Below are 16,279 nucleotides of genomic sequence, written 5' to 3' on the forward strand. Positions count from 1 at the left end.
TATATGATAATCATCGTCCACTGATGTTGTATGACGCGAGCGCGGACTCGACGGCGACGACCGGTCTCGACGTCTCCGCAAAAACGCGCTTCTGCGAGCGGTAGTTCCGGTTCGCCTCGCTCGCACCGACACAGCGACAGTTACGCCGTCTGCTCTAGCAGGCCGCGAATGTAGCCGATAGCGAACAGCCGGCCCATATCGGTGTAACCCGCGTGGACGCCCTCCCGGTCCTCCTCGCCGAGCATCTTCGGGACGTGGTCGGGTCGAATCGGTCCGTCGAATCCGACGTCTCGGTACGCGTCGATAGCCGCCTTCATATCAGTTGGGCCGTCGTCGTGCCACGTCTCGACGAACGACTCGGGCGTCCCGGCGACGTCTCGGAAGTGGACGAAGTGGATTCGGTCGCCGAGCCGCCGTATCGCCGAGGGAACGTCGCCGCCCATTGCGGCGAAGTTCCCCTGACAGAAGGTGACGCCGTGGTTCGGGCTGTCGTAGAGATCCAGAATCCGCTCGTAACTCTCGACGGACGTAACGAGACGAGGCACGCCCCGGACGGGCGAGACCGGCGGGTCGTCGGGGTGAAGTGCCATCTTCACCCCTGCCTCCTCGGCGACGGGAACGACCTCTTCGAGGAAGTACCGCAAATTCTCCCAGAGTTCCTCCTCGGTGATGCCCGCCGCGGGGTGGTCGCCCGCTCGCTGACTCAGTTCGTGATCGTAGCCCGTCAGCAGCGAACCGCCGCGGTCCGGTACGGAGTCGGAGGTCCGCAGGACGCCGACGGGATTTTCGGTCCAAACCCAGCAGTACGTCCCGATGCCCAGCCGCCCCAGGTTCCTGAGTAGCTGCTTTACCGTCGCTATCTCCTCGTCACGGCCTTCCTCGCCGAGGACGGTCCGGGTCATCGGCGGTCTGTCCTCGACGACTTCGAGGGGGATGTCGTGGTCCTCGAACCGATTTCGCGTCCGCAAAAGCGTGTCATACTCCCACCAGTCGTCGACTCCCCAGAACCGGACGACGCCGCGGTCCACGCCCAACTGCTTGGCGAGGGTCCATCGTCTATCCGGGGAGGGCGGCAGCATCAGTGCTGGATTCATACGCCCGAAGTGAGAGACTCCTCCTATGTAAACTTTGCTTACAAACTTCCCAGTGAGCGACCTCCCGGGGCTTGTGAGACGACCACACGGGGCACTCCACTAATAGTAGATATTACTCACACGTCATCGAGCTCTTGTCGGTGTTGAGTGTTTGGCTCTCGCGCCACCGATACTCTCGAACGCCGGGCGAGCTACGCACCCTACTCGTATGCAATTTTTACCTCGACGACGTTCGTTCGGTCCTTGAGTGCCGGCAACAGTTCGTCTTCGATTCGGTCGTCGTCGAATCGTTCTTTCGGTCCCGAGAGCGAGACGGCCCCGACGACGCGGTCTTCTACCTCGAGTGGAACGGCTATCGAGCGAATGCCGGTGCGCCGTTCCTCGTCTTCGAGCGCGAATCCGCGCTCGCGGATGGCCGTCAACGTCTCGAAGAGCGCCTCTGGCGTGTCGATCGTGTTCTCCGTGGCCGTCGGGAGGCCGTAGCTGTCGACGATCTCCTCCACGTAGTCGTCCGGAAGTTCGGCGAGGATTGCTTTCCCTAGCGCCGTCCAGTGCATATTGGTGTACTCGCCGACGAGGGCGTTGTCGTAGACCGCCTCGCTCCCCTCTGCTTGATACACGATGACCCGCTGTCCGTTCTCCTCGACGCCCAGATTTGCGACTTCACCCGTGCTCTCGGCGAGGTTGTCGATCTCGGATTTCGCGGTCGAGTACGCGCGCAGTTCGCTTCTGGCGACGGCGCCGTCCCTGAGGAACTGCAGTCCGAGTCGATATCCGTCAGCGCCCTGGACGACGTAGCCGGCCGATTCCAGCGTTTTGAGATGGACGTGTGCCGTGCTCGTCGGGATATCGAGTGCGTCTGCGACATCGCTGATCCGGACCGTTCCGGCGTCTCGCAGCACGCTGACGACTTCGAACGCCCGCTGTACGGCGGCCACTCGCTTTCCGCCGTCGTCCGGGTCGTTTAGGTTCATGCGACTACCTACGGCAGCGGGAGTGATAAAATCTACCATGAGTGGAATCCCATTCTCCGAGACGGAAGTCGGGAACTGCACCTCATTGGCCCGTTGTACGGACCTGTCTCGCGTAACTCGACACATCCATCCACTCATAGTGGATTACATCTCGCCTCCAACAAATAACGGTCGTACCTGTGTTATCAGATGTCGGCTGTTTCTCCCGAACTATACGACACCGCGACGAGTATGGTGAGCCCAGGATCGTCGTATCACGGTTCGGAATAATGCCAAACTCACAAACCCGAGAATCAATCGGAGAGAGACAGAGGCATATCGTGAATTATCACCCAACAAAGGGTTTAAATATAGATAATAGTGTAATAGAGCCAAATTATAACTCTATATCTGTCGATATTGTGGCTTTATCTGGAAAATCTATATGCGACTGTGCAAATCGTGTAATAACCATTACTATTCTGGCAGATATCCACTCGATAGGGATAGATATTCTGGGAAGTACACCGAGAAAACCTATTCTCTCGTAGAGCGGCGGATTACTACCACTTAATGTCGGCAGAGCCAAATCCGGCGTTGTGACATAATCTTTTATACTATCCCCAGATATACCGGTACACATGCGTCTGTTAGCAGCGTCTCGGGCACCGAAAGTACTCGAACTAAACCGGCCCGACAGCGATCAACGCGCTCTGCGTTGCCCAGTTGAACCCGAAGCGTCGAGGCACTCCCCGGAGTCTCTCTCGAAAGCAACCGATAGCACCCACGTCACCGTTTCTGCCCCGGAATTTCTCCGGGCACGAACACAGGCCGTCGACGGAGTTGAAACGAATGTCGCCAACTAGCTATCCGGATTCCCAGACGCGTGATGCCGTGGCGTCGTGTCAGAATCACCTCCCGACGGAACTGAGCGGTGGGACGGTGGTGTTCGGCTTCGACGGCTTCGTCGATAACGTCCGACAGGCGGGAACGAACGCCGGTTCGTCGGGCGACGAACGCATCACGACGCTTCGCGAGTTCGGCGAGGAGATCGTGACGTCGGCGGCCGCCGACAGCTCGCTCGCCATCTCGTGGGAGCGCCACGGCCAGCGAACCGGCGGGCACGTCAGCCACCTGTCCCGTGCGTACCAGACCCTCGGGTTCGATACGACGCTCGTCGGGATGTGCGGCGACCCGACTCTGGACATCTTCGAACGGGAATTCGAAGCGTCTACTATGTACTCGCTGGGAGACCCGGGAGTCACCGACGCCATCGAATTCGACGACGGGAAACTCATGCTGATGGAGAGTGGCGGTGCCGCGACGCTGGACTGGAAGACGATCGAGTCGCGGGTCGGTATCGAGACGCTGGTCGACGAACTCGATGGCGCGAAACTCCTCGGCATCGGCTACTGGGCGGTGATTCCCGAGCTGGCGGGTATCATCGACGGACTGCGAGAAAAGGTCTTACCGAAGCTCGCAGACCCACCGGAGCACGTCCTGCTCGACCCCGCGGACATCCGAGAACTCGACGAGGAGGCGCTGGAACCGATCGTCGCGGCGACGCGCCGTCTCGCAGCGGAAATGGAGGTGACCGTCTCGGCGAACCGCTACGAGACGAAGGAACTCGCGTCCGTCCTCGGCGCGCACACGAGCGACGATATCGTCGCGGACGCCCGCGTCGTGTTCGACTCCCTGGCCGTCGACCGGTTCGTCGGTCACAGCGTCACGGAGTCCGTGGTCGTGAGCGACGACGGGACGACGAGCGTGAGCGTGAACCCCGTCGACTCTCCGGAGCTGACCACCAGCGCCGGCGACCACTTCAACGCGGGACTGTCCCTGGGTCTCGTCGAGGGACTACCGGAGACAGCTGCCGTCGTGCTCGGCAACGCGCTCGCTCGCGAGTTCGTCCGGACCGGCGAGACGCCGTCGTACGACGACGTCGCCTCGGCCGTCACGACCTACGACGCACAGTTCGAGTAGTACGCGACCAGTTCTCCAGTCGCCATCCCCGTCTACGACAGTAGGTCCGGAGCCGGCGAGCTGACGAGGCGTTCGTAGCCGAGAGTCGACGCGGTCGGCTTCGAGACAAAGATGTTTCGTCGGGGGTCAGAGGTCCGAGAGTAGTCGGCCCCGGAACCGCTGGACGAAGGTGTACAGCAGGATGGCTGCGAAGAGCACGAGTCCGTTGATCGTCTGGACGATCTGCGGGTCTATGTTCAGCATCACGAGGCCAGCCGCGATGGTGCTGAGCAACAGGACCCCACCGAGTGCGTTGAAGACGTTTCCTCGGCCGCCGAACAGGCTAACCCCACCGATGACGGCAGCGGTGAAGGCGGGGAACAGCTGTGCGGTCCCGAGCGTCGGCGTTGCCCCGCCGTTGAACCCCGTCAGCAGCAGGCCGCCAGTGGCGGCCAGCATGCCCGAGAGTACGAAGACGGCGATGACGATTCGGTCCGTGTCGATACCCGCTTCGGCGGATGACTCCTCGTCGCCACCGACCGCGTATATCGCTCGACCGAATCGGGTCTTCGTCAGGACGAACCACACAGTGACGAAGAGACCGAGCATGAAGAGGACAGCGACGGGAACCGACTGGGGGAGGAGGCCCCCGAGCGAGACCTCTTCACCGCCGAGCCACAGGTAGCTCTTCGGTAACTCGTAGACGGACCGCGTGGACAGGACCAGTATCCCGCCCTCGAAGACGATGAGCGCCGAGAGCGTCTGGAGGAACGGGTTCACGTCGAACTTCGCGATGAAGAACCCGTTCATCAAGCCGATCGCCCCCCCAACCGCGAGGACGATCAGGATTCCGACGACGCCGGGCACCGACGGGAACCAGCTCGTGAGGAACAGCGCAGTGAACATCGACGAGAAGCCAGCGACCGACCCGACCGAGAGGTCGAAGTTCCCGCTAATGAGACAGACCGCTTCGGCGAGCGTTATCGCTCCGAGTCCGGCGCTCGTGTACAGCAGGAACTCGATGTTTCGGTATTGGGTAAAGATCTCGGGAAGGAGGACCGAGAAGACGATAAATGCCACTAACAGGATCGGCCAGATGAGGTTGTCCAGCGCGAACAACATCATCCGCGTCCGGTCTTCCTGGAGATCGGAGATGGTCGAACCTACCTTGGATAGTGTGCTCATCGTATCTTCGTGTGAAGTGACTCAGTTCGACCCCTCTATCTCTCGGTAGACGTTCCCGTAGAGGTAGGAGGCGTCGGCGTTGTCCTGTGAAATAGTAGCATGCTGACACTTCATCCACGGCCACCAGGCCTTGTCTTCGGCCTCGTACTCGGTCATCTCGGCCGGACCCCAGAACTGATTGGACCACGGCTTGATGCCCTCGACCGTCTTGTTCTCGATGGAGAGGTCCTCGCCGGGCTTGACCGTGTCGCCGACCTTCGGGAGAGCGCTCTCGCCGCCTTCGAGGTAGTCCCACATCAGCTCGAGTGTCAGCGGCGCGTACATGTGGAGCGGCTGGTCGATCGCGAAGTCGTAATAGCCGCTCCCGATGCGCTGGTTGAGTTCGGGGCCGCCGTCGATACCGAAGGCCATGACGTGGTCTTCGTGGTCTTTCTTGTGATACATGTCCATCTGCTGGAGCGCCGTCAGGGCACCCATCCCGCTACCGACGTTGTTGGAGTAGATGGCGTCGACGTCGGGGTTGGCCTGGAGTGCACTCTGGGTCGCCGGGGCGGAGTCCTCGGGCGTCCCGTCGCTCTCGATCCGGTTGACGACTTCGACGCTGTCTGGGATGTTCTCCGTGAAGCCGTACAGGCGCGCCTGACTCGTCGTCGACTCGAAGTTGAAGACGCTCGTGATGACCTTCGGGTTCTCGATGCCCTTCTCGTCTATCATTTCCGTGAACCGCTCGCCAGCGACCTGCCCGCCGGCGTACTGACCGAAGAGAGCGCCCATGACGATGTCCTCGGACAGCGTCGCCGTGTCGAAGTTCATGACCGGGATGTCCTCTTCGGCCGCTGCCTCGACGATCTGTCGCGACGCCTTGGCGTCGAAGGGGTTCAGCAGGATGCCGTCGAGCCCCTGGTTGATGGCGTTGATGGCGTCTTGGGTCTGTTTTGACGCGTCGAACTGGGCGTCCAGGATGACGATCTCGACGTCGTCGCGGTCCTGCGTGTACCACTTCGCGGCCTGACCCTGCACGTACAGCCCGGCCTGGCCCATCGACTTCATCGACACCGCGAACCGCTGGGTGTTGCCGCTCGAACCGTCACTGCTGTCGTCGCCGGTCGAGGTCCCGCCACTCGAACCGCCGTCGCTGCCCCCTGACTGGTCGCTGTCTCCGCCGCCAGAACAGCCGGCGATACCGGCGATACCCGCTGCTCCGACTGCTCGGACAAGGTTGCGTCTACTAATCATGGTCTTTGATTAATTTCCAACCTTAGCTCTCGAGCAATGATACTTAAAGGTTTCGTCGAGGCGCGACGGGAGCTCGTCCCTGTCTCCCGGGGCTTGCGAGCCGTCCACCACTGGATTCTTCGGCTCGCAGCCGTCCAAGTAGCGACCCCTCTGAACGCCGTCGGTCGGTGTCGAGGAGACCCCTACGAGCGACTGGACAGGCGCTGCTCGACGCGGAGCGTGGTGGACGAGGCGACTGAAGCCGAAGGTACCGGAGTTCGAGAGACCGATGAGTAACGTGGCGTCGGGTGAGACGTGTACGCCACTGAGCTCGGATGGGACAGAACTGCCGTCTCACCCGATAGAACTCAGGCTGTGGACGAACGCGACGAGGAAACGTCCGACTCATCTCCGGCCAGTTCGTCGTCAGTATCCTCGTTGGCGCGGTGCCCGGAGACCATCATACTGACCACGTCGTCGCGGGTGACGTCCGCGGCATCGACCACGTCGACGATTCGACCCTGAAAGAGCACCGCGACGCGGTCGCTCATGGACAGGACTTCCTCGAGGTTGTGATCGATGAGGATGACCGAGTGCCCGCTATCGCGCAACCGCTGGACGAGCTCTTCGACGTGCTCGACGGCCGCTTTCGAGAGTGCCGACGTCGGCTCGTCGAGCAGGACGATATCCGGGTCGGTAACCAGAGCGCGTCCGATGGCGACTGCCTGTCGTTCCCCACCGGAGAGGAATTCGACCGGCGTGTCCGGGTCGACGTGGATGTTGAGGTGCTCGCTCAGGATGCGCTCGGCCTCCTCGGCCATGTACTCCTGGTCGACGACCGGGACGAGTCCGCCCACCTTCTTCACCGGCATTCGGCCGAGGAACAGGTTCTCCGCGACGGAGAGTTCGTCGACGAGCGCGAGGTCCTGATACACCGTCCCGATCCCGAGCTTGCGGGCGTGTTTCGGGCCGTCGATGGTGACCGGTTCACCGTCGAACCGTATCTCGCCGCCGTCCGGCTGGTGGATGCCGACGAGCGTCTTGATGAACGTCGACTTGCCGGCGCCGTTGTCGCCGACGAGCGAGAGGACTTCGTTGTCTTTGAGCGTGAGAGAAACGTCCGAAAGCGCCTCGACGGTGCCAAAGCGCTTCTTGACGTGTTCCACCTCGATTCGTGGATGTGAACTGTCTGTGGTCATGGCTGGTGGTTATAGACGAGTCGGCCTGACACCATATCCCCACTACCAATATAAGTAAATTTTGGTGATGGAGTCCGCATTCCCGTCCACAGTATCGTCACTCCGCCGTTTCTTTGCGGCCGTCGATGACCGTACGACGTTAGTCCCAGTCCATCGCGAGTTCTCCGTGCTCGTCGAAGTGCCACGGTTCGTCCTCGTGGACCTGTATGTCTTCTCGATCGGCGAGTTCCTCGGCGACCGGCTCTGACACCCACAGCTCTCCGGGTTCCATCGTGCTCTCGATACGGGCGATTCGGAGGTCGCTCGCGCTGGCGACGCCGGTCATCGACGCCGAGAGGACGAACGCCGTCGCGTCGCTCGGGACGACGAACGGGAGCTTCGCCCGGTTCGGCTCGCCGCTGGTCACGATGTTGACGTACGTGTCCTCGAAATCGACGGCCGAGGCGACGTCGCGGTGGACGAGGTCAGCGAGCCCCATCCCGAGGGCGTTACCGTGGGACGCCGGTGTCAGCGACCGCACGTAGATCCGAGTGATCGACGGCTCGTCGACCTCCGCCTGATTGTGGAACCTGACCCGACCGACGACGTTCGTATCGAGCCCGGTCCCGCTGATCTCCTTGCCCATCGCGTCGACGACGAGCAAGTCGAGGTCGTCGACCGGGAGTTCGGGGAAGAACTCCTTCGAGCGCTCCAGCAGTTTCGGCTCCTCTTCCAACAGGTCGGCGGCGGAGACGCCGTGGATTTCGGCCGCCCGTTCCGCGGCGTTCTCGATGATGCCCACACCACCGATTATCGGCGTCTCCTCGATCAGAATGCCGGCCCACTCCGGGATGACCTCGTGGAACCCGCGTTTGAGCGCGGCGTTGTGCATGTTGTCGGCACCGCGTTGTTTGCCCAGTCCGACGACGGCCATCTTACAGAGCCCGCTCTCGACGTCTCCCTGGAAGTCAGTGTGGAGCTTGATGCGGTTGACGAGCAGGACCGCGTCGGCTTCGAGCGCGTCTTCGGCGGCGTACACCGGCCGCCCGGTCGAGTCGGATCCGACCTGTTCGACGGCGAGCGAAGACCGGATCTCACAGCCGAGCCGGTCGGGCGTGATACCGAGCGTCGCGAGCGTCTCGCGCTGGCCCTCGGGGGTCGCTCCGCCGTGACTGCCCATCGCGGGGAAGACGAACGGTTCGAGGTCGCGAGATTGTAGCTCGGAAACGATCGCTTCGAGGACCTCCGGGAGGACCTCGATACCTCTGCTCCCGGCGGTGATGCCGACAGTACTCCCCGGTTCGAGTTCGTCGAGTTCGGGAACGTCGGTCACGGCATCTGTCGAGGCTTCCGTGACGTCCGGGATAGTGGGATGGTCGCGGGTGCGACTGACACGGTAGGCGCGGGGCAGGTCGGCCACGTCGGCGTCGTTGGCCGCCTCCAAACGGTCGCGGTCTGGAAACTCGAACTCCATGGATACGCGTACTAAAGCCCATCTCGACCTTATGTGTTGTCCCTCTCGCGTAGCTGTCGGTTCCCGTGCGAATGTTTCTTTACGGAGCGCCGCGCCATACGGATCATGGACGCTCGCATTCCAGCCCAGCGTACGCGATCGCGGGAGGGGATTCACCGATGACCCGCTGTGTCGTCGTCGCGGACGACCTGACCGGGAGCTGTGACGCCGGTCACGAGTTCGCGACGCGCGACTGCGACACCCGCGTCGTCCTCTCCGCGCGGACCGATACGACGACGGGGGGAGACGTCGCCGTGTACAACACCGACTCACGCTACGAGGAGCCCGCTGTCGCCGCCGAACGCGTTCGATCGGTTCTTCAGGACACCGATCCGGCAGTCGCGTTCAAGAAGGTCGATTCGACCCTCCGCGGGAACGTCCGCGCGGAGGTCGACGCCGCGGCGCGAGCGATCGCTCCCGACCTCGTCGTCGTCGCGCCGGCGTTTCCGGACAACGGGCGTCTGACGGCGTGTGGGTATCACCTCGTCGACGGCCAGTTGGTGACCGACTCTCCGCCCGGTAAAGACGAAGAACGACCACCCACGCACGACTCGCTTCCCGAGTTCTTCGCGTCGAGCGACCACCCCGTCGAGCGGATCGGTATCGAGACCGTCGCTCGCGGCGCGGCCGCCGTGCGCGAGGCTTTCGAGTCGACGACCTCGAGCGACGGTCCGGTCGTCGTCACCTGCGACGCCGTCACTGACAGCCACCTCGCGGCTATCGCCACGGCGGCCGATACCCTCTCTGAGCGAGTCCTATACGTCGGTAGCGGCGGTCTCGCGCGTCACGTCGCCGTCCCGGGGACGCCATCCAGAGCCGGAATCGACGTCGACCGAACCCGGCCCGTGGTCGGCGTCTCGGGTAGCGTCGCGCCGGAGACGCTCGAACAGATCGAAGCGGTCCCACGGAGCCAGCGGCGACGCCTCGATATCGAGACGGCGGTCACGGACTCGTCTACCGCCGCGACCGATCTGGCCACTCGGGGGACGGCCGCCGTCGACGAACACGGCGGTGTGTTACTCCACAGCGCCGACGAGCGCGGCGACGTCGACCGGGCGATGGCGGCCGGTGAGCGAGCCGGCGTCGACGGAGCGACGGTGCGACGGCGGATCACGGAGGCGCTCGCTGCGGGCGCTGTCGAGGTCGTCGGCGACGGACAGGCGTCGAACCTCTTTCTCACCGGCGGGGAGACCGCTCGGGCGGTTCTCGACGGCCTCGACGCGACGGCGCTCCGCATGGCAGGCGAAGGCGTCGCTCCGGGAATACCGCTCGCGACCGTCGAAGGGGGCGTCGCAGACGGGGCGACGGCCGTGACGAAAGCCGGCGGCTTCGGCGGCGAGCGGGCAATAATTAAGTCCCTCGCTCGTCTCGGTCTTCGTGATGAGTGATCGAACTCCCACCGTAGGGGTTACCATGGGTGACCCCGCGGGCATCGGAAGCGAAGTCATAGTCAAGTCGTACCCGACGCTGGTCGAGACGGCGACCGTCGTCGTCATCGGCGACGCCGCCGTCTTGGAGGACGCAGCAGACCGGTTCGCCTCCGGCCTCACCGTCCGTCGCGTCGACTCGCCCCTGGAGGCGGAGGCTGACCCCGCGACACTGCCGGTGATCGACCTCGACAACGTGGCCGCTCACGAGTACGGGAAACTCTCGCAAGCGAACGGCGCGGCGAGCCTCGAGTACGTCGAGCGAGCGATCGAACTGGCACAGGCCGGCGAGATAGACGCGATAACCACCGCCCCGATCAACAAGCAGGCGACCCGGATGGCCGGCAGCGAGTACGCGGGCCACACGGGGATGCTCGCGGACTACACCGGGACCGACGACTACTCGATGATGCTGATCGAGGACGACCTGATGGTGACGCACGTCAGTACGCACGTGCCCCTACGGGAGGCCTGCGAACTCGATGTCGACGATGTCGCGTCGACGATCGCCGTCACAGACGAGGCGCTGCGCGACCTCGACATCGACGACCCGTCGGTCGCCGTCGCCGGGCTGAACCCCCACGCGAGCGACGGCGGCCTCCTCGGCGACGAGGAAGCAGAAGTCATCGAACCGGCTATCGACCGCGTCGCCGAGTCGGGTGTCGACGTGGCTGGTCCCCTCCCGCCGGATACGGTCTACGTCCGGGCCGCCTCTGGTGAGTTCGACTGCGTCGTCTCCATGTATCACGACCAGGGTCACATCCCCATCAAGATGCTCGGCTTCACCGGTGACGGCGACGCGGTGAGCGGCGTCAACGTCACCATCGGACTTCCGATAGTCCGGACGAGCGTCGACCACGGCACCGCGTTCGACATCGCTGGTGAGGGTGTCGCCTCTGAGCAGAGCATGATCGACGCGGTGTCGACGGCTGTCAGACTCGCGCGATAGACGCGGTTCCCTTCTGGTACCTCCGTCCCGTCGCGCTGTCACCTCCGGCGCGGACTCGCTCGACTGTCTACACCAGTGCGAAGGCGCGAACTGAGCACCCGCCCGCCCCCTGCACGTTGAGCGGCGGGAAGAAGAAGTCCGCGCGCCGACTGTCCGCGCCGTCGAGGACCTGATCGAGGTTCCGCAACTCCTCGATGGGGATGACGTCGTTCTCCAGCAGGGGCAGATGCGAGTCCGCCGGGTGGACGTCGGTCGACGGGCCGTGGGCGGGCACCTCGTCGTACCAGCCGCCGACGCTCGCCCCCTCCGTCCCGACCGCCTTCGGGTCGAGCGAGACGACGTACTCCGCGGCCTCGCCGGTCAGATAGGGGAACTCGAAGAGGTACTCGGGCGTCTGCCCGTAGTGCTCGTCCCAGCCGGTGTGGAGCATCACCACGTCGCCGGGCCGGATCTCTGACTCGTACGCCTCGATGTCGGCGCGGGTGATCGCCTCTTCGGGCTCTTTCGGCGTCAGGTCGACGACCACGCCCTCGCCCATGAACCGCTCGATAGAGAAGTCGTCCACGGTCTTGCCCTCGGGGATGAAGTGCGCGGGAGCGTCGATATGCGTCGCCGTGTGGCTCCGCATCTCCAGTCGTTCCATCGTGAACCCGTCGCGTGCGGCGAGAGACGTCTGCTCGAGTTCGATCGGCGGGAAACTCGGCCACACCGGACTCCGCTCGCTGATCGGGTTGGACAGTTCGACGACTTCCGTTGAATCGAACATGATAGAGCCGACAACCCACTGAAAAATAAGCGTTGTGCTCACGCGGATGCGAGAGGGAAGCGCGTACTGCTCGCTTGGCTCGGAGAGTCTCTCACCGCTAATTCTGCCAGATACTACTCGTGAGCGGTCGGTCGGATTCGCTTCCAGACAACGGGATCGTCAGTGTCCGGAGTTCTGCCGGTCACGACTGGTGAGCGGTTACCGCCCGTTGGGATAGATCATCTTCTTGAGTCCCTCGTTGTTCTCCATCTGGTCGAACGCGGTCTGGAGTCCGTCGAGACCGAGCTCGTCAGTGACGAGCCGCTCCGTCTCGATGCGGTCGCCCTGCAGCAGCGTCACCGCGCGCGAGAAGGTGTTCTGCGTGAGCGCGAACACGCCGACCATCTCGAGCTCTCGGTAGTAGAGTTCGAACGGGTCGATTTCGATGCTCTCGTTCTGCGGCGGGACGCCGAATACGAGCGTCGTCCCACCGGGAGACGTGATCGAATGCGCCTCTTCGATCGTCGTCGGGAGCCCGACAGCCTCGACGGCGACGTCGACTCGGTCGACCAATTCGTCGACGTGGTCCGCCAGCGCTCCCGCCGACGGATCGACGACGTGGTCAGCGCCCAGTTGGGTCGCGATTTCCCGACGCTCGTCGACGAGCTCGGAGACGATGATCGTTCCCGCGCCGCTCGCGCGAAACGCTTGGAGCAGGAGCAACCCGATCGGCCCGGCACCCACGATCACGACGGTGTCGCCGCTCTCTATGTCGGCCCGGTCGACGCCGTGAATGCAACAGGCGAGCGGTTCCGCGAAGGCGGCCGCCGAGTACGAGAGGTCGCCGATATCCTGGAGGCACTGGGCGGGTGCACGCAGGTACTCCGCGAACGCGCCGTCGAGAATCTCGTCGCCCGCGCCGCCCATCGAGACCGTGTTCTCACAGAGGTTCTGTTTCCCCTCCTTACAGAAGTCGCATTCGCCACAGGGGATCCCCGGGAAGACCGCGACCCGGTCGCCCTCTTCGAAGTTCGAGACGCCGTCACCGGTGGCGACCACTTCGCCTGCGCTCTCGTGACCGGGGACCACGGGGAACTCCGCCGGGAACGTCCCGTGGTACAGGTGATAATCGGTCATACACACGCCACACGCCCCGATCTTGACGATAACGTCGTCGTCTCCGGGAGTCGGGCGTTCTCGATCCGAAACGGTGACCTCTCGCTCGTCGGTCAGTACTGCGCTCTTCATACTGAGATCGAGTGGAACGTGACCGCGACGAGTTATAAAGATACCGGCAAAGCTCGGGTATTTCTATTACGCAGGCACGAGCGCGGCGATACTTCCGGTATCGTCGCTGCGAGTATCGTGCGGCTGGTCCCCACGGATATCGCCATTTGCAGAAGCAGCAGCGACGTGACGGAAGCGACTCGCCGACAACTCGGCGCGGCGCTCTGATATCTCGAAGACCAATCGACAGCCGCTCGGTCACGAACGGCTCAGTCCGAAGAACTCACCGTCTGCATCCGCTCTTCGAGGGCGACTTCGGCTCGCTCATCCAGTTTCCGCTGATGGACGGTCTCACCGGATTGGGCGTCGAAGAGGTGGACGTCGCTGTCGGGGATCTCAACGTAGACTTCCGACCCCTCGCTGATCGGCCGCTGGCCGTCCGTCTCCGCGATGAACGTCTGTTCGTGGTCCTGCTGTCTCGGTTGCAGGTAGACGTAGGAGATGCTGCCCATCGGTTCGACCACGTCGACGACGGCCTCGAACTCGTGGCCGCCGGTCGGGTCGTCGTGGAGCGTGAGGTCCTCCGGTCGAATCCCGAGGACCAAATCGTTCCGACCGTTGGCAGAGGACTGCATGCGCTCGGTCAGGTCGTAGTCGAAGCCGTCCGTCCGGAGTGTCCCGCCGTCGAGGCTTCCCTCGAAGAAGTTCATCGAGGGCGAGCCCAGGAAGCCGGCGACGAACTGGTTTTCCGGCCGGTAAAAGCACTCCAGGGGCGTCCCGACCTGCTGTAGTTCCCCGTAGTTCAGCACGACCAGCCGGTCGCCCATCGTCATCGCCTCGGTCTGGTCGTGGGTGACATATAGCGTCGTGACCCCGAGGTCGTTCTGTAACCGGTTGATCTCTGTGCGCATCTCCGCGCGCAGTTTCGCGTCCAGGTTCGACAGCGGCTCGTCCATCAGGAAGACGTTCGGGTCGCGGACGATGGCGCGACCGAGCGCGACGCGCTGTTGCTGGCCGCCCGAGAGCTCGCCCGGCTTGTTGTCCAGCAGTTCCCCGATGTCCATCATCTCCGCAGCCGATGTGACCGTCTCCTCGATATCGCTGTCGGACATGTCCGTGGACATCTTCAGGCCGAAGGACATGTTCTCCTCGACGGTCATGTTCGGGTACAGCGCGTAGTTCTGGAACACCATCGCGATGTCTCGGGCTCGGGGCCCGAGCTGGTTGACGATCGCATCGCCGATCTCGATGTCGCCTTCGCTCTGCGTTTCGAGCCCGGCGACGATGCGCATCAGCGTCGACTTTCCACTACCTGATGGACCGACGAAGACGACGAACTCGCCGTCCGCGATGTCCAGCGAGACGTCGTCGACCGCGACGATCGCTTCGTCGTCCTCACCGAACCGCTTCGTAACGTCGTCTATCGTGATCTTTGCCATTAGCGGACCTCCGTTGCGCAGCTAGTTGAAACTATCCCCGCCGCGCGGGCATGGTTCGCGAGCAGTGCCTCTCGTCCGTGTGTAATCGCTCTCATTCTTTGATCACCACGCCGAAGCTGAGACCGGCAGCGAGGTACTTGTTGACCGCGATCAGGAAGACCACGATGGGGACGATCATCGCCGTCGAAGCCGCCGCGAGCATCGACCACTCGATGGAGCGCGAGCCGATGAACGAGTAGACGAACAGCGTCACCGGCACGGCCTTGAAGCTCGTCAGCACCAGCCCGAACAGCAACTCGATCCACGCGAAGATGAAGCTGATGATGGCCACCGAGAAGATGCCGGGTTTGGCCGCCGGCAGGACGACCTTGCGGAAGCCTTGGAACTGGGTCGCGCCGTCGACGCGGGCGGCTTCCTCCAAGGTCTCGGGGATGCCGTCGAAGAACGCCTTCATCACCCAGACGACCAGCGAGAGGTTGATACTGACGTACATCAGGATCATCCCGATTCGCGTGTCGAACAGATTGAGCTCTTGGAAGATGATGAAGAACGGCAGCACGACGGCGATGGGCGGGAGCATCCGCGAGGAGAGGATCCAGACGAGGACGTCCCGCTCCATCGGGATATCGTACCGCGAGAGGACGTACGCCGCGGGCACGCCGATGAGCAGCACGAGTATCACCGACGCGCCCACCATGAACAGGCTGTTGGCGAACGCCGCGAGAAAGTCGGACTGCTGGACCAACTGGATGTAGTTGTAGACGGTCGGCAGGAAGATCCAGTCCGGTGGCAGCGAGTTGGCCTGCCCCGGCGGCTTCAGCGACATCGAGACCAGCCAGTACAGCGGGAACAACACCACGAACGACCACGTCAGCAAGACGGCGTGGCGAATTACCGTGACGAGTTTCTCCCGCGTTTCCTTATCTAAGCGCTGGGACGCTCCCGGTTCGATATCTTGCGTCGCCATCAGTCCCACACCCCCTCGAAGCCGACCTTCGCGATGACGATATTCGCGATCGCGATCACGAAGACGAGGTAGACGACGGCGATGGCGGCCGCCACGCCCATCTGGTTGTTGATGAACATCTGTTCGTAGATGTTGATGCTGACGAGTTGGGTCGCCGTCCCCGGGCCGCCGTTCGTGAGACCGTAGACGACGCCGAAGGTGCGGAACAGGTCGATGAGCCGGATGAGGGTGGCGACGAACACCACGGGCTTCATGTAGGGGATAATGACGTGGACGTAGCGCCGCCACAGCGGCGCACCGTCCACTCGGGAGGCCTCGACGAGCGTGTCGGGCACCGACGAGAGACCCGCGTAGAAGATGATGAACATGAACGGCGTCCAGTTCCACGTGTCCAGCAGGATCACCGTCAACAGCGGGATGTCCGA

Annotated in this window: 14 protein-coding genes; 3 read left to right on the plus strand and 11 right to left on the minus strand. The window is 63.2% G+C overall.

The window, feature by feature from the left end; genetic code table 11:
- Positions 1–140: 140 nt before the first annotated feature.
- Positions 141–1,094, minus strand: coding sequence for a mannonate dehydratase (locus GO488_RS16780; protein ID WP_206674427.1), 954 nt, complete (start codon positions 1,092–1,094; stop codon positions 141–143).
- A gap of 200 nt (positions 1,095–1,294) precedes the next feature.
- Positions 1,295–2,068 (minus strand): IclR family transcriptional regulator, encoded by a 774-nt coding sequence (locus GO488_RS16785; RefSeq protein WP_162318994.1) that lies wholly within the window; start codon positions 2,066–2,068, stop codon positions 1,295–1,297.
- Between the two features lie 831 nt (positions 2,069–2,899).
- Between GO488_RS16785 and GO488_RS16790 the strand changes: the two genes are divergently transcribed.
- A complete protein-coding gene (locus tag GO488_RS16790; protein WP_162318995.1) occupies positions 2,900–4,030 on the plus strand; it encodes a hypothetical protein in 1,131 nt (376 codons plus the stop codon).
- Between the two features lie 126 nt (positions 4,031–4,156).
- Here the strand turns inward: GO488_RS16790 and GO488_RS16795 are convergent, their stop codons facing one another.
- From GO488_RS16795 to GO488_RS16810, 4 genes are all read right to left on the minus strand, one after another.
- Positions 4,157–5,194 carry an ABC transporter permease gene (locus GO488_RS16795; RefSeq protein WP_241692962.1) on the minus strand — a complete coding sequence of 346 codons (1,038 nt, stop codon included), beginning with the start codon at positions 5,192–5,194 and terminating at the stop codon, positions 4,157–4,159.
- 21 nt (positions 5,195–5,215) lie between these two features.
- On the minus strand, positions 5,216–6,430 hold the full coding sequence (locus GO488_RS16800) for a sugar ABC transporter substrate-binding protein (protein ID WP_162318996.1): 1,215 nt from the start codon (positions 6,428–6,430) through the stop codon (positions 5,216–5,218).
- Positions 6,431–6,777: 347 nt separating this feature from the next.
- Complete coding sequence (locus tag GO488_RS16805; protein WP_162318997.1) at positions 6,778–7,608, minus strand: ATP-binding cassette domain-containing protein; 831 nt, start codon at positions 7,606–7,608, stop codon at positions 6,778–6,780.
- A 139-nt stretch (positions 7,609–7,747) separates the two neighbouring features.
- Positions 7,748–9,061: a nickel pincer cofactor-dependent isomerase, group 22 gene (locus GO488_RS16810; RefSeq protein ID WP_162318998.1), complete on the minus strand. Its 1,314-nt coding sequence runs from the start codon at positions 9,059–9,061 to the stop codon at positions 7,748–7,750.
- A gap of 158 nt (positions 9,062–9,219) precedes the next feature.
- Here GO488_RS16810 and GO488_RS16815 point away from each other — a divergent pair, with 158 nt between their 5' ends.
- Complete coding sequence (locus GO488_RS16815; protein ID WP_162318999.1) at positions 9,220–10,488, plus strand: four-carbon acid sugar kinase family protein; 1,269 nt, start codon at positions 9,220–9,222, stop codon at positions 10,486–10,488.
- The gene (pdxA, locus tag GO488_RS16820; RefSeq protein ID WP_162319000.1) at positions 10,481–11,476 is read left to right on the plus strand and encodes a 4-hydroxythreonine-4-phosphate dehydrogenase PdxA; all 996 of its coding nucleotides are present in this window, start codon (positions 10,481–10,483) and stop codon (positions 11,474–11,476) included. Before GO488_RS16815 ends, pdxA begins: the two co-directional genes overlap by 8 nt.
- Before the next feature lie 67 nt (positions 11,477–11,543).
- Here the strand turns inward: pdxA and GO488_RS16825 are convergent, their stop codons facing one another.
- The 5 genes from GO488_RS16825 to GO488_RS16845 form a co-directional block, all read right to left on the minus strand.
- Positions 11,544–12,242: a cyclase family protein gene (locus tag GO488_RS16825; RefSeq protein ID WP_162319001.1), complete on the minus strand. Its 699-nt coding sequence runs from the start codon at positions 12,240–12,242 to the stop codon at positions 11,544–11,546.
- A gap of 198 nt (positions 12,243–12,440) precedes the next feature.
- The gene (locus GO488_RS16830) at positions 12,441–13,469 is read right to left on the minus strand and encodes a zinc-dependent alcohol dehydrogenase family protein (protein ID WP_162319002.1); all 1,029 of its coding nucleotides are present in this window, start codon (positions 13,467–13,469) and stop codon (positions 12,441–12,443) included.
- A gap of 248 nt (positions 13,470–13,717) precedes the next feature.
- A complete protein-coding gene (locus tag GO488_RS16835; protein WP_162319003.1) occupies positions 13,718–14,887 on the minus strand; it encodes an ABC transporter ATP-binding protein in 1,170 nt (389 codons plus the stop codon).
- A gap of 91 nt (positions 14,888–14,978) precedes the next feature.
- Positions 14,979–15,854 carry a carbohydrate ABC transporter permease gene (locus GO488_RS16840; RefSeq protein WP_162319004.1) on the minus strand — a complete coding sequence of 292 codons (876 nt, stop codon included), beginning with the start codon at positions 15,852–15,854 and terminating at the stop codon, positions 14,979–14,981.
- Positions 15,854–16,279: carbohydrate ABC transporter permease (locus GO488_RS16845; protein WP_162319005.1), on the minus strand; the 426-nt coding region annotated here is incomplete at its 5' end. The genes GO488_RS16840 and GO488_RS16845, both read right to left, overlap by 1 nt.

Origin of the sequence: Haloarcula limicola, assembly GCF_010119205.1 — an archaeon.
GTDB classification, from domain to species: Archaea; Halobacteriota; Halobacteria; order Halobacteriales; family Haloarculaceae; genus Haloarcula; species Haloarcula limicola.

Bases quoted from the DNA above. Each gene is read 5' to 3' on its own strand.
- GO488_RS16840 (WP_162319004.1), bottom strand. From the start codon at position 15,854: ATGGCGACGCAAGATATCGAACCGGGAGCGTCCCAGCGCTTAGATAAG.
- GO488_RS16835 (WP_162319003.1), bottom strand. From the start codon at position 14,887: ATGGCAAAGATCACGATAGACGACGTTACGAAGCGGTTCGGTGAGGAC.
- pdxA (WP_162319000.1), top strand. From the start codon at position 10,481: ATGAGTGATCGAACTCCCACCGTAGGGGTTACCATGGGTGACCCCGCG.
- GO488_RS16790 (WP_162318995.1), top strand. From the start codon at position 2,900: ATGTCGCCAACTAGCTATCCGGATTCCCAGACGCGTGATGCCGTGGCG.
- GO488_RS16795 (WP_241692962.1), bottom strand. From the start codon at position 5,194: ATGAGCACACTATCCAAGGTAGGTTCGACCATCTCCGATCTCCAGGAA.
- GO488_RS16810 (WP_162318998.1), bottom strand. From the start codon at position 9,061: ATGGAGTTCGAGTTTCCAGACCGCGACCGTTTGGAGGCGGCCAACGAC.
- GO488_RS16805 (WP_162318997.1), bottom strand. From the start codon at position 7,608: ATGACCACAGACAGTTCACATCCACGAATCGAGGTGGAACACGTCAAG.
- GO488_RS16815 (WP_162318999.1), top strand. From the start codon at position 9,220: ATGACCCGCTGTGTCGTCGTCGCGGACGACCTGACCGGGAGCTGTGAC.
- GO488_RS16825 (WP_162319001.1), bottom strand. From the start codon at position 12,242: ATGTTCGATTCAACGGAAGTCGTCGAACTGTCCAACCCGATCAGCGAG.
- GO488_RS16830 (WP_162319002.1), bottom strand. From the start codon at position 13,469: ATGAAGAGCGCAGTACTGACCGACGAGCGAGAGGTCACCGTTTCGGAT.
- GO488_RS16780 (WP_206674427.1), bottom strand. From the start codon at position 1,094: ATGAATCCAGCACTGATGCTGCCGCCCTCCCCGGATAGACGATGGACC.
- GO488_RS16785 (WP_162318994.1), bottom strand. From the start codon at position 2,068: ATGAACCTAAACGACCCGGACGACGGCGGAAAGCGAGTGGCCGCCGTA.
- GO488_RS16800 (WP_162318996.1), bottom strand. From the start codon at position 6,430: ATGATTAGTAGACGCAACCTTGTCCGAGCAGTCGGAGCAGCGGGTATC.